The sequence below is a fragment of the Marinobacter nanhaiticus D15-8W genome (assembly GCF_036511935.1).
GTDB lineage: Bacteria > Pseudomonadota > Gammaproteobacteria > Pseudomonadales > Oleiphilaceae > Marinobacter_A > Marinobacter_A nanhaiticus.
The window spans coordinates 3,384,801-3,397,871 of sequence record NZ_AP028878.1 but is presented as its reverse complement, the minus strand read 5'-3'; the positions used below and the strand labels follow the sequence as shown (position 1 = coordinate 3,397,871).

13 protein-coding genes are annotated in these 13,071 nt (G+C 58.7%); 7 read left to right on the top strand and 6 right to left on the bottom strand.

Translation table 11 applies throughout. The features are described 5' to 3' along the window. Positions 1 to 68 precede the first annotated feature (68 nt). Complete coding sequence (locus tag RE428_RS15085) at positions 69 to 422, bottom strand: hypothetical protein (RefSeq protein ID WP_004582747.1); 354 nt, start codon at positions 420 to 422, stop codon at positions 69 to 71. A 419-nt stretch (positions 423 to 841) separates the two neighbouring features. Between RE428_RS15085 and RE428_RS15080 the strand changes: the two genes are divergently transcribed. After that, entirely contained in the window at positions 842 to 2,506 is a 1,665-nt protein-coding gene (locus tag RE428_RS15080) for a DNA recombination protein RmuC (protein ID WP_227500301.1), read from the top strand. A gap of 442 nt (positions 2,507 to 2,948) precedes the next feature. Then, positions 2,949 to 3,782, top strand: a complete 834-nt coding sequence (locus tag RE428_RS15075; RefSeq protein WP_040883690.1) for a tetratricopeptide repeat protein — start codon at positions 2,949 to 2,951, stop codon at positions 3,780 to 3,782. Here RE428_RS15075 and RE428_RS15070 read toward each other — a convergent pair. Then, positions 3,767 to 4,801, bottom strand: a complete 1,035-nt coding sequence (locus RE428_RS15070) for an AraC family transcriptional regulator (protein ID WP_004582750.1) — start codon at positions 4,799 to 4,801, stop codon at positions 3,767 to 3,769. The two genes, RE428_RS15075 and RE428_RS15070, sit on opposite strands and share 16 nt — an antisense overlap. Positions 4,802 to 5,075: 274 nt before the next feature. Here RE428_RS15070 and RE428_RS15065 point away from each other — a divergent pair, with 274 nt between their 5' ends. After that, the gene (locus RE428_RS15065; RefSeq protein ID WP_004582751.1) at positions 5,076 to 6,218 is read left to right on the top strand and encodes a CaiB/BaiF CoA transferase family protein; all 1,143 of its coding nucleotides are present in this window, start codon (positions 5,076 to 5,078) and stop codon (positions 6,216 to 6,218) included. On the opposite strand, the gene RE428_RS15060 is transcribed toward RE428_RS15065, so the two are convergent. Both RE428_RS15060 and RE428_RS15055 read right to left on the bottom strand, forming a co-directional pair. Then, positions 6,215 to 7,249 (bottom strand): AraC family transcriptional regulator, encoded by a 1,035-nt coding sequence (locus RE428_RS15060; RefSeq protein ID WP_004582752.1) that lies wholly within the window; start codon positions 7,247 to 7,249, stop codon positions 6,215 to 6,217. The genes RE428_RS15065 and RE428_RS15060 overlap by 4 nt on opposite strands. A gap of 446 nt (positions 7,250 to 7,695) precedes the next feature. After that, positions 7,696 to 8,667 (bottom strand): GGDEF domain-containing response regulator, encoded by a 972-nt coding sequence (locus tag RE428_RS15055; protein WP_004582753.1) that lies wholly within the window; start codon positions 8,665 to 8,667, stop codon positions 7,696 to 7,698. A gap of 263 nt (positions 8,668 to 8,930) precedes the next feature. Between RE428_RS15055 and RE428_RS15050 the strand changes: the two genes are divergently transcribed. After that, the gene (locus tag RE428_RS15050; RefSeq protein WP_004582754.1) at positions 8,931 to 9,413 is read left to right on the top strand and encodes a YajQ family cyclic di-GMP-binding protein; all 483 of its coding nucleotides are present in this window, start codon (positions 8,931 to 8,933) and stop codon (positions 9,411 to 9,413) included. Between the two features lie 13 nt (positions 9,414 to 9,426). After that, a complete protein-coding gene (locus tag RE428_RS15045) occupies positions 9,427 to 10,830 on the top strand; it encodes an AmpG family muropeptide MFS transporter (RefSeq protein WP_421930572.1) in 1,404 nt (467 codons plus the stop codon). A 27-nt stretch (positions 10,831 to 10,857) separates the two neighbouring features. Here the strand turns inward: RE428_RS15045 and RE428_RS15040 are convergent, their stop codons facing one another. Beyond that, the gene (locus RE428_RS15040) at positions 10,858 to 11,199 is read right to left on the bottom strand and encodes an MGMT family protein (RefSeq protein WP_004582756.1); all 342 of its coding nucleotides are present in this window, start codon (positions 11,197 to 11,199) and stop codon (positions 10,858 to 10,860) included. After that, the gene (locus tag RE428_RS15035; RefSeq protein WP_004582757.1) at positions 11,180 to 11,941 is read right to left on the bottom strand and encodes an SDR family oxidoreductase; all 762 of its coding nucleotides are present in this window, start codon (positions 11,939 to 11,941) and stop codon (positions 11,180 to 11,182) included. The genes RE428_RS15040 and RE428_RS15035 overlap by 20 nt, the downstream gene beginning before the upstream one ends. Before the next feature lie 139 nt (positions 11,942 to 12,080). Here RE428_RS15035 and RE428_RS15030 point away from each other — a divergent pair, with 139 nt between their 5' ends. Beyond that, a complete protein-coding gene (locus tag RE428_RS15030; protein ID WP_004582758.1) occupies positions 12,081 to 12,587 on the top strand; it encodes an FxsA family protein in 507 nt (168 codons plus the stop codon). A 184-nt stretch (positions 12,588 to 12,771) separates the two neighbouring features. Further along, a complete protein-coding gene (gene groES, locus RE428_RS15025; protein ID WP_004582759.1) occupies positions 12,772 to 13,062 on the top strand; it encodes a co-chaperone GroES in 291 nt (96 codons plus the stop codon). Positions 13,063 to 13,071 lie beyond the last annotated feature (9 nt).

Below are 13,071 nucleotides of genomic sequence, written 5' to 3'. Positions count from 1 at the left end.
TATACATTAATACGACAGCGGTAGGATTTACCGATAGGTAACCCGTCTCCGGCTGCGAGACGTGCACCTCATTCTTCCGGGGGTGATCGCTGGGTTCGGATATAGTGATCGGCATCGATGATGTCGCCAGAGCGCAAGTGGGCCTGGACGGCAGGCGGGCAGTTGAGATAAAGCAACAGCAGTTCGCGCTGGATATCCTGATCCTGGATGCGTGACGCGTAGTGGATCAACTGGCGGATACTGGCATCGGAACGGTCTGGGAAAGTCTGCTCGTAGCGCAGTTCCACCAACGTCTGCAGGCGCTCAAGGTGATACCGGCCCGTGTGCGTCAGGTGTTCGGTGAGGCTCAATTCCCGGTTGCCGCTATCAGCGGGCTCGACGTCACCTTGTCCCGTCGTCCTTCGCCAGAGTGCTCTCAACATGGCTGTGTCTCGAATAATCCTTGCCAGGTCATTGGGACCCTGCATCAGCGCCGGACAATCGCGTCGACCCTCCCGGTCACTGACGTCTTGTTATATTTATCGTTTTTGCGCCCATATGACAGTGGTTAGCATTGGGTGCTCTTTGTCGTTGTAGCGTACTTTACGGACCGGTTCCATGGCTGGATGCGGGCAGGCGGCTTGCAGTTGCCTTTTTTGGGACCTGTGCGTCAGTCGGGCTGCGTGCAGTTTCACCAATCTCCCAGATCTATCAGCATTGCGAAGCGCTGTCATTTGGCCTTTAGTCTTATCCGGCTGGAAGCTGTTCCTTGGCCTCGAACACCGCTTTTCTGGATAATCCCCGGGAATTGCCGTTTACACCGTTGGCATACTTGTACCTTTGGCATAAGCAGGAGTTGAACGTGCCGTTGTCGTTTCCCAGAGAACTGCTTCCCGAATTCGTGACCGTCGGCTTGGTGGCTGCCATTATGACAGCGATCGTCGTGGCCCTGATATATCGTCGCCATACGGCTACACAGGTCGCGCAGGCCCAGGTCCGGTTGGACGAGATGAAGGCACGGGCCGAGGCAGCCGAAGCCCAGGGGCGGGAGGCATCGCAATCCATGGCGTTGCTCGAGCAGCAGCGCGAACAGTCTCGACTGGTGGGAAATCAGCTTCGTCAACAACTCGAAGCAACCGAGACTGCGAGGGAAGATTGGCGGCGCAGGACCGGCGAACTGGAGAACCGCGTCGCTTCGCTGGAGGCCGAGCGCAACGCCGCACAGCGTCACGAGAAAGCCCTGGAAGAGGATCTGGAAAACCTGCGTGGCCAGTACGAATCAGCCCAGCGCTCGCTATCCGAGGCCAGGGTGTCGATCCGGGAATACGAGGTCATCCGGGAGGAGGAGCGTCGCGCCACCCGCGAGAAGCTGGAACTGTTGGAGCGCAACCGGGATGCCCTGAAGCAGGAGTTCGAGAACCTGGCGAATCGCATCTTCGAGCAGAAGAACGAGCGTTTTTCCCAGCAGACCCGCACCAGTCTGGATACCCTGCTCAACCCCTTTCGAGAGCAGCTCACCGATTTCCGCAAGCGGGTGGAGGACGTCTATACCACCGAAACCCGGGACCGCCAGGCGCTGCGTAGCGAAATCGAATCCCTGCAGAAGCTCAACCGCCAGATTACCGAAGAGGCGGCCAACCTGACCAAGGCGCTCAAGGGTGACAAGAAGATTCAGGGTAACTGGGGCGAACTGATCCTCGAGCGGGTGCTGGAAAAATCAGGTCTGCGCAAGGGCGTCGAGTATGATACCCAGGGCAGCTATCGTGACGGCGATGGTCAGCTGTTCCGGCCGGATGTGGTGGTGCACCTGCCGGACGAGCGCAACCTGATCGTCGACTCGAAAGTCTCCTTGCTCGCGTATCAGCAATGGGTGACCGCCGAGGACGACATTGAGCGCCAGGAAGCGCTCAAGGCCCACGTGGACGCTGTACGCCAGCATATCCGCACCTTGAGCGAGAAAGACTACAGTCAGTTGCACGGCCTCCGGTCGCCGGATTTCGTGCTGCTGTTCATGCCTATCGAACCGGCGTTCGTGGCGGCCTTCCAGCAGGACGAGAATCTGTTTGGTGAGGCGTTCGATCGCAAGATTATCGTTGTCACACCGACAACGCTATTGGCCACCCTGCGAACCATCGAGAATATCTGGCGTTATGAGCGCCAGAGTCAGAATGCGCGGCGGATTGCCGACCGTGCCGGGGCGGTCTACGACAAACTCCGGGTCTTCGTGGAGTCCATGGAGCGTCTCGGCAGCCAGCTACAGACGGTTCATGGCACTTACGATTCAGCCATGAATACGCTGACCCGCGGCAAGGGCAACCTGATTTCCCAGGCCAACCGTTTCGTGGAACTGGGTGTGCGCGTCAAGAAGGAGCTGCCCAAGAGCGTGCGCGACCAGGCCGAGGTTGAGAGTATTGCCGCGGAGGAAGGTCTAGCTGCGGACGAAAGTCTGGCGACGGACGAAGACTTGCCTGTGGATCAAAGCCTGGCCAAGGACAAAGGCGATGCAGGTAACGATGCAGGCAGTTAGAAGTAAACCGGGGGACGCCGTCGACTGAAATTTGTCAGGCTCTATCGCGGTGAATGGAATTCAGGTCACAGAGAACGGGGTTCTCGCTGGCCTAGAATGTTCGCAACAATCACGACGTGTCGCGAATCCGGAGCTTCGACCATCCATGAGCTTGCCATCCATCGCCTGCCCTTCGCGCTTAATTCTTCCGTGCACTGTCAGTCCATGTTCGTTCAGGTATAGGTTCGTCGCCTGTGGCGACGGCGGTGATGACGATCAAAGCGACGATACCATCATCGTCGACTGAGACGTCGGCAAGTCCGCGCAGGACGCGTCGACCTGTCAGGTTGAATCCGTGAAGGGAATGGCAGACACTTTGACGAGTGGCATAATCAGAAGTTACTTGAACCGGCCCAGGACTTGTCGGCCATGACCAGTGACGTTCCCTGCGGAGAATAAAGGAATGAAAACCAGATGGATGGGTGTTGTAGTCGGTGGAGTGCTGTTCACCCAATTGGCGTATGGCTTGCCGCCGGAACATGAAACGCGCCGGCTGATGCTTGCGGTGGAAAAGGCAGTGGAGAGCCAGAACTGGGGCGAAGCGGGTGAGTACCTGAACCGCCTGCAGACACTGCAAACGCAGAAACCGGACGACTACGCCTACTATCGTGGCCGGGTCATGTACGAAGCCGGTCACCTCAACGAGGCCATGGCTGCGCTGGAAACCTACGCCACCCAGGCCGGGAGCGAGGGTGAGCACTATACCGATTCCCTTGAACTGATCACCGCCATCGAGCAGATGCGCAAGAAGCAGGGTGCCGTCACCCAGGCCGCAAAGGCGAAGGGCGAACCGGTGGCGACCATAGAGCCGGCCAGTGGCGATTCGATCCAGGAGCTGCAGCAGCTCTATTTGGCCAGCACGCCCCTGGAAGCCCTGGAGCGTCATGCCAATAGCCTGCTATCCCAGAATGCCTGGCGAGCCGGTACCGAAAAGATCGTGCGGGCTGAAGGGGAGCCTGATGTCCTGTATCGGGTGAGCACGGCGGCGGGGCAGTTGCAGCTGCAGGAAACCCGCAAGGTGGCCGACGGACGCTCTCAAGTCGTTTCCAACGGGTTACCGGTTTACGGCGTAAATCCGCTGCTCGACTGGGACTGCCTGCCTGGTGAGCGCACCTGCTTTATATATGACCCTCGGGATGGCTCGCGCTGGATCAAGCTGGGTGGCCAGGAATCCACCACCGAAGAGCTGGCCCGCACCCTGGGCGACTTGATCCGCCGACTTCAGTCGCCGTCCTGAATCCTGGGCGCCTCGCTCTCGCGCCAGGCACCGGGCGTCATGCCGGTCCACTTCTTGAAGGCGCGATGGAATGTAGACGGCTCGGTAAATCCCACCAGATGGGCGATATCGTTTATCGCCCGTTCCTTTTTCCCCAAGTGATAGATCGCCAAGTCCCGGCGTAGCAGGTCCTTGATTTCCTGGAACGACGTGTTTTCCTGCTTCAGGCGACGTCGCAGGGTTTGCGGGCTGACGTGGAGCTCCGATGCGATCCACTCGAAATCCGGCACAGGGCGGGAAAAGTCGCGACCGATCAGCCCGCGGATCCTGCCGGTATAGCTGTGGCCCTCGTCCGGACGGGCTAACAGGTCGGCGGGGGACGTCTTGAGGAACTGCTTCATCTCCGGCCGGTCGCGTATGACCGGCGCCGACAGGAAGCGGGCATCGAAGATCAGCTCGGTACGCTCGGCCTCGAACGTCAGCGGGCAATGGAAGATATGGCGGTACTCGTCACCGTGGGGCGGATAGGGATAGGCGAAGCGAGCCTCGTCCAGGGCAATCGCCTGGCCGATCAGCCAACTGCACAGGCGGTGCCAGATGACCAGGATGCTCTCCCGGAAGAAGTGCTTCGGGTCATGAATCTCGCCGTCGACTTCCAGTACCAGTGCGACCTGTTTCCGGTCCTTACCCCTGGGCTCGTGACGCATGCAGACTGGATGGTCGAACAGGTTGGAGAACTGGTGCGCACGTATCAGGACGCTTTCGAGCGTCGAGCATTCATTCAGCAAGGCGCACATGGTAGCAAAGGTCCCGGGCCTGCAGCGTCTCGGTCCCATGCCCATGAATTCGTCCGCCATATCCTGCCAGATGACCTGCATGAGCCGGCTGAACTGGGCGCTGCTCACCCTGGCGCCGGAGGCGCGAAGTAGTTCCGGTGAAATCGCGGCGCGACGCAGCATGGCCGAGGTGTCCAGCTGTTGTAGCTCGGCACCGCACAGGGCGGCCCTTACAAAGTGTCCGGAAACCGTCAGGTTTGCCATACATGGTCCCGTGTCTTGGAATACTGCGCCGGCGGATGATCCATTTTGTTCAGGACCGGCGGTCCCCTCAGTCCTCGCCTATCATAAGAGGGCGAACCCCGTTTGCAACTTCCGCGATGCGTCTTCGGCTTTCCGCCTCGCAGGCTCCTGGTGGGCATCGTCTGGCAGGGTGGAAGATGTGGCCTATCAGGTTGGCGCTTCAGGCCGTTGGCCTCGGGCCTGAATGCATGCAGGCTGATAGGCCGATCACTTCCAGTTTGAAGGAGGCAGGTTTATGGCAGGTCCGCTGGACGGTCTGCGGGTACTCGATTTCACCACATTACTTCCGGGACCCTACGCCACCATGATGTTAGCCGACATGGGAGCGGAGGTCCTGCGCGTTGAAGCGCCGGATCGTCTGGATCTAACCCGGGTCGTGCCGCCCCACGACGATGGCGTCAGTACGGCGCATGCCTATCTCAATCGTGGTAAGCAATCGCTGGCGCTCGATCTGAAGAAGCCGGAAAGCATCGACACGATCAAGCTCCTGGTGGCGGATTACGACATCGTGATCGAGCAGTTCCGTCCCGGTGTCATGCGGCGGCTCGGCATTGACTACGACGCCTTGAAGGCGGTGAATCCCTCGCTGATCTACTGTGCGATTACCGGCTACGGCCAGACCGGCCCTTACCGGGCTCGGGCGGGGCACGACATCAATTACCTGTCGCTGGCAGGCGTTAGCAGTCATTGTGGTCGCAGGGAGACGGGGCCGCCGCCCATGGGGATACAGGTGGCCGATGTGGCCGGTGGCTCCCATCATGCGGTGATGGGAATCCTGGCGGCAGTAGTTCATCGCCAGCGTACGGGGGAGGGCCAATTCGTGGATGTCAGCATGACCGATGCGGCTTTTGCCCTGAATGCGATGGCCGGTGCAGCCCACCTGGCGGGTGGCGAATTGCCGGGCCCCGAGCAGTCGTTGCTCAACGGCGGCAGCTTCTATGACTACTACGAGACTGCTGACGGGCGCTGGCTCTCGGTCGGCAGTCTGGAGCCCCAGTTCACGACCCGTCTGTGCCAGGTGTTGGGTCTGGAAGACATGACAAGCTTCGGATTGAGCCCGAAGCCGGAGCACCAGAAGCAACTGAAGCAGGCGCTGAAGAAGGCCATTGGTGATCGTTCGTTGGCGCAGTGGCAAACAGTCTTTGCCGAGCAGGATGCCTGCGTCGAACCGGTGCTCACGCTGGAAGAGGCTTCGACGCATCCCCAGATCCAGTCCCGGGAAATGGTGATCGATGTAGCGCGGGAGAACGGCGGGATGCAGCGTCAGATCGGCCATCCCATCAAGTTCAGTCAGACGCCCTGTGCAGCATCGCACACTGGTCGCAGGCTGGGGGCGGACAATGAAGCTGTCTTGGCTCGGTTAAAGGAAGGGCGTTAGGTGGCCTTGTACCGTTCCCGATACTCGCCGGGTGTCATCCCCGCGCGGTTCTTGAATCGACGGTGGAACGATGTGGTTTCGCTGAAACCCAGGCGAAACGCGATTTCCGGAATGGGTAGATCGGTGTTGCCCAAAAAATCCTCGGCCAGCGATTGCCTAACGGTATCCAGTAGCTTCTGGTAGCTGCTGCCTTCCAGGCTCAGTTTTCGCTGAAGGGTGCGGCTGGTCATGCCCAGTTGCTCGGCGACGATGTCCTGCCTGCTCACCCCTTGCAACAGTTGATGCCGGATGACGTTTTGCACCCGGGTGAGGAGGGCGGTATGGCTTTCCATACCCGCCATCTGGGTTTGGGCGTGAGCTTCCAGGGCCCGGCGCAGGTTTGGATCGGGCTGGCGCAGGGGGATATCCAGGAGCGATTTTGCCGCCACCACTCGATTGTCGGTTGCCTCGAAATATACGGGGCAGCCCCAGCGCGCCCGATAGGCCGGTTCATACTCGGTGCCTGGCGACCGGCGTTCGAGGTGGACCGCTAAAGGCGCCGTGTCGGGTTCATCGCCCAACCAACGGGCGTAGCTGATCCAGGAGGCGATAACGTTGTCGATCATCTGGGGCCGCACGACGGGATCGGTGTAGGCGCACTGCCAGACAAGGTGCATTTGGTCGTCCTGAACGAAGAACTGGGTGATGCCCATGTCGCCGACCAGCTTCTCGTAGGGAATGATGTACTGGATGGCTTCGCCCAGTGTGGCGCAGCTCATGGTGATATAGCCCAAGACACTGTAGGTGCCGGGTTGGACATAGTCGCCGGTTTCCAGGCCCAGGATCGGGTTGTGGGTGGCGTCGGCTAGCAGACGGATAAACTGCTGGAAACGTGCGCCTTCAATCCTTGCATCGTCGGCAAGCGCCACTGGATCGAGGCCGGCTTCGCTGAGCAGCGGTCGGGTGTCGATCGCGTTTTGTTCGGCAGCACGCACATACTGGCGCAAGGCAGCGACGGAAGCCGTGCCGAGCGGGGAAGTCGTTGTCGTCATGGGTATCGTTGTTGTTTAGGCTTTGTCGCATTAACGGCGTCATCGTATTAATAAAGATGTGGCGCACCTAAATCAATGCTCGCGAGGCGAATGCGGGCTGGACGGCGGCGACGGATCGGACTTTGACGAAACTGGTAAACAGGGGAATGGCCCGGCACAAAAGAAAAAGGCGGCCTGGATAAACCAGTCCGCCTGAAAAAATAAGGAAAGAACGAAAGTGCCTGAAAAATTCGTTAATCCGTAGGGATGTAAAACCCCCATACTGCGACGGAGGGACTGCTGACTCTCCAGACTGCAATCTTGGAGGACTACTCACTCCTCCGTCATGGGGGGATACTGCTTACATCCACGATTGAAATAGTAAGGTCGGCAGCCCCGGAAGTCTGTTTGTGATGTGTGTCCCAGTGTTACGGATTGTTTGGTGGCTGAGTGTTTCAGAAAAAGGACTACGCCTGCTCCAGCAAATCGGGAGCGGTTTCGGTAAAGAGGCGGGTCTCGTAGGCATCCATCAATCCCTGCACGGCGGCCTTCTCAACGTCCGCAACGGTGGGCGTGCCGGCCTGGACATCGGTACGGCACAGGGTCATGCCGGCTTCGACGGAGATATAGCCTGCTGTGGTCTTAAGAGCCTTGTGATTGATGCCGTCGTAGATGCGACGGAAGGCGCTGACGCTGCAGTTCTCGGGATTCTCGAAATGGGCGACGATAGCGTACTGGTTGTCACCGACCCGGCACAGGGTGTCCATCGGTCGGATCAGGTGGCTCAACCGGCGCCCGATACCGACCGCCAGTTCGCTCATCGTGCCGGTGCTGTGCTGGCGCTTGAGCGCCTGCCAATTGCGGATGCCCACCAACACGTAAGCAGAAGCGCCGCCGCGTGATTCGGCCTGGCGCAGGCTGCGCTCTAACCGTTCACGGGCGTAGGCATTGTTGCAAAGGCCTGTTTCCAGGTCGATGATATTGCGCGACTCCAGCTCACGGTTGTTTTCCATCAGCAGGGCGTTGGCCATCAGCAACGTATTCTGCCGGTCGGCCATGCGGTCTGCGGCAAAGATTCGTGGTAACAATTGCTTGCTCATGTCGGACTTGTAGATGAAGTCGTCCACGCCGCGGTCGAAGGCTTCAGCCAAAGCTTCGACGCTTTCCCGGGCAGTGAGCAGAATAACGTAACTGTAATGGTTGCCTTGTTCGTCCAGCTGGCGCACCCGATCGGTGAGTTCCAGTCCGTCCATTTCCGGCATCAGCCAGTCTGCAATCAGCACGCTGACCGGGCGGTCTTCCATCAGACCTAGCGCATCCGGCGCGTTATGAGCGATACGCACGTCCCGGTAACCGGCCTTCTTGAGGGTGCGGGCGACCACCATGCTGCTGAATTTGGCATCGTCGACAACAAGAATGGGGAGATCCAGGTTGGGCATGCTGATTGGCTACTCTCTGATTGACTGCGCTCAGGATCCGATCCAGGGTGCGGCTGCGGAGCCAACTTGATATTCTAGCGTCCAGCAGCGGGGCGAGTCCTTGCGCGCACTTGGCACCATCCAGTTTTTGGTACCGTCCATTTTATGCGCGGCCATTATAGCGCGAATCGTGCCGCATGCTGTCGTCATTTGTAAAACCTGCGGACCATCCTCGATACACGTCGCCAAGGCGTGATCGTGTCCGCATTTCCGGAGCCCGAGTCATGCCCTCATTCGATATAGTCTCTGAAATTGATATGCACGAAGTCACCAATGCCGTCGACCAGGCCAAGCGGGAGCTGGGTAATCGTTGGGATTTCAAGAACGTAGAGGCTGATATAGAGCAGGACGACAAGGGCATAACGCTGAGTGCCGAACAGGAGTTCCAGCTGGAGCAGTTGCTGGATATGCTGCGCATGGCCTTCGCCAAGCGCAATGTGGATACCCGGGCGCTGGAAGAAAGCGGCGATAGCAAGGCCGGCAAACTGGTCAAGCAGCACTTTACCCTGCGCCAGGGTATCGAAACGCCGGATGCCAAGAAAATTGTCAAACTGCTTAAGGACTCCAAAATGAAGGTCCAGGCCAGCATCCAGGGCGATAAGGTGCGGGTCACCGGCAAGAAGCGTGACGACCTACAGGCCGCCATCGCGCTGATCAAAGAATCGGACCTCGATATGCCGCTGCAATACAACAACTTCCGCGACTGACGGAGCCGCCGTAATCATTTCCCGGACCCGACGCGATCTCCTGCGGGAGACGATCTATACGTTTACCCGGTGGCAGGTTCTTGCCCTGTTGCTGCTTGGCTTTTCTGCTGGCCTGCCTTTCCTGCTCGTATTTTCCACCCTCAACGCTCGCCTGGCGGATGTTGGGGTGGAAACGGCGACGATCGGTTTTTTCAGTTGGCTGGGGATCACCTATTCGATCAAGGTGTTCTGGGCACCGGTGGTGGATCGCCTTCCGTTGCCTGTCCTCGATCGTCTTCTGGGTAAACGGCGCAGTTGGATGCTGTTGGCGCAAATCGGCATCGCCAGCGGACTCCTGTTGATGGCCAGGGTCGACGCTACGGCCGCGCCCACAATGATGGCTTTGTGCGGTTTGCTGGTGGCTTTTTCGTCGGCGACCCAGGATGTCGCGATCGATGCCTACCGTATCGAGATTGCCGAACCGCGCATCCAGGCGGCCTTGGCCGCGGCTTACATTTTTGGTTACAGGGTGGCTTTGCTGGTCGCGGGGGCTGGCGCATTGTATCTGGCAGAGTTCTGGTCCTGGCAGGTGTCCTATGACGTCATGGCTTTGCTGGTTGGCATCGGTATCGTCACCGTGTTGCTGGTGCGTGAGCCGCGAGCCAATCATTATGCAGCCGCCAAGGACCTGGCCGAGGCGGTAGAGCGTGAAACCCTAAAGCATGCACATCTCTCACCGCGCCTGGCGAGAATAGCGGGCTGGACATCAGCAGCGGTAGTGGGTCCCTTCGTCGACTTTTTCGGTCGCTATCGAGACCTTGCAATCGCGATACTGGTTCTGGTCGCGGTCTACCGCATTTGCGATATCGCGCTGGGTGTGATGGCCAATCCCTTCTATCTCAACTTCATGGGATTTTCCAAGACCGACGTCGCGGACGTGACGAAAATTTTCGGGTTCGCCATGACCATCCTGGGATCCGGGCTCGGTGGCGTCCTCGTCGTACGTTATGGCGTCAGGCCAATCCTGTTCCTGGGTGCGCTATTGGGGGCGTTGAGCAATTTGCTGTTCATGCTGATTGCCCAGTACCCACCGGACATCTATACGCTGGCCCTGGTGGTCAGTGCTGACAATCTCAGTGGCGGTATTGCCAATGTGGCGTTGATCGCCTGGCTATCGAGCATGACCAGTGCGGCGTTCACGGCGACCCAGTACGCCTTGTTCAGCTCGCTGATGACGCTACCCGGCAAATTTATCGGCGGGTTCTCGGGCATCGTCGTGGAGTCGTTCGGCTACGACTACTTCTTCCTCATTTCCGCCATTATGGGCATTCCAGCCATTTTGCTTGCCTGGTACATGCTGCGTCATGGCGACCGTCTCGATGCGCTGGCGCCTGCCAACGAAGAGGGCAGCGAGGGAAGTGCACGTCAGTCCTCCTAGCCAACTCCCCGAACGTCAGGCTGAAATTCAGGGTTCCCAACGAAACTGGCTCATCGGAACGCGGCCATTCTTGATGAGGACACCTTCCTCTGTGAGCCGGCGTTTCTGGTGAAGGAAACGATTGGAATCAGGGGGGAATGCAATGCGTCCGTCCTGTTTCAGGACACGATGCCAGGGCACGTCAGAACCTTCGGGAAGTTGGCTCATGGTCCGGCCGACAAACCGGGCCAGGCCCTGCAGTCCCGCCAGGCGGGCGATCTGGCTGTAGCTGGCCACACGCCCGGGCGGGATGGTGCAGACCACCTGCCAGATGATCTGCTCGCGGCTGATACTGCTGTCTTCGTTTTGCTCAGAGGCGGAGGGCACCATCCACCTCGATCATGCGACCGGACAGGTAATCGTTCTCGATAATAAAGGCGGCGGCAGAGGCAATTTCTTCCGGCTTGCCCATTCGTTTGAGCGGAATGCCGGCGGTCATTTTTTCCAGTGCCTCCGGCTTCATGGAGCCGGTCATCTCGGTTTCGATAAAGCCTGGAGCAATACCCATGGCGCGGATGCCATAGCGGGCCAGTTCTTTGGCCCACACGGGGACCAGCGCGGCAACCGCAGCCTTGGCGGACGAGTAGTTGCTCTGTCCCATGTTGCCGGCGCGGGAAATGCTGCTGATATTAATGATCACACCCTGGTTGCCGTGCTTGATCATCTGGGTGGCGGCTTCGCGCCCGCACAGGAAAACGCCGGTCAGGTTGACGTCGATCACCGCCTGCCACTCGGCGAGGCTCATGCGCTTTTCGATCTCACCGTTCTTTGCCTTGATCATCAGGCCGTCCCTCAGGATACCGGCATTGTTGACCAGTCCGTTCAATTGACCGAAATCGTCGTGGATGGCGGCGAAGGTGGACTCGACTTCGTCCTCGCGGGCGACATTGCACGTGTAGGCCTGAGCCTCACCGCCGGCGGCTTTGCAGGCCGCAACGGCTTCATCCAGCTTCTCCGGGACCAGGTCGATCAGAGCCAGCCGCGCGCCGCGAGCGGCCAGGTATTCCGCCATGGCCCGTCCGAGACCCTGACCCCCACCGGTGATCGCAATCACTGAATCTTGAAGTTTCATGTTATGCCCTAATTGTTTGTTGTGGATTGGTTGTAGTGAATTGTTTTTTTGCGCGTTGGAAAAATTTGGCGGGCAAAAGTATACCAGAGCGTCGATGGCCTTCATCGGCTGGAGTTATTTGCAATCGAGGAGCCGGATCATGGCTTACCTTTTTGTTGCCTTCATCGTTCTGCCCATCGTTGAGATGGTCATACTGATCAAGGTAGGTGGAATCATCGGCGCACTGAATACCATCGCCCTGGTATTGTTGACCGCCGTTATTGGTGCGGCGCTACTGCGACAACAGGGGTTGGCTACTTTGTTGCGTGCCAATCAGCGCATCAACAGCGGTGAGCTCCCGGCACGGGAGGTCGCTGAGGGTCTGATTCTCGCGGTGGGGGGCGCGTTGCTGCTCACACCCGGTTTCGTTACCGATACCTTTGGCTTCCTGTGCCTGTTGCCGTTCACGCGCCACTGGCTCGCCAGTCAGGCGCTCAAGCGTATGGTGGTAGCCGGCGCATCGCGCAGCGGTTTCCATTTCAGTTCCGGCGGCCAGAATCCGTTCGGCCAGAGACCCTTCAGCAACGACGATATCATCGAAGGTGAATACCGGCATGAGGAGGACAACAAGGCTTCCCGCGACCGGGATTCGCTGGAAAAAAAATGAAAAATTTTTTGTGCGGGGGTGTTGAAATGGCGAGGCACAACCCCACATAAGGATCACACGTTTGCTGTGGGTCACGAAGATCCTGATAAAACAGGCGCTTACGAACCCCCAGCGTTTTGAGCAAACCTCATTGCCAGAGACAATCTGACTTTTGTCGCAATCTGACTATTGGAGAAATAGAGCAATGAAAATTCGTCCGCTACACGATCGTGTTGTCGTACGCCGTAAGGAAGAGGAAGAGAAGACCGCTGGCGGCATCGTCCTGCCGGGTAACGCCAAGGAGAAGCCGTCCCAGGGCGAGGTTCTCGCTATCGGCAACGGTCGCATTCTCGATAATGGCGAAACCCGTGCGCTGGCGGTAAACGTCGGTGATACGGTGGTGTTTGGTCAGTACGCTGGAAACACTGTGAAGATCGACGGTGAAGACCTGCTTATCCTGAGCGAGAGCGAAATCTACGGTGTGCTGGAAAGCTAAAGCCCAGCC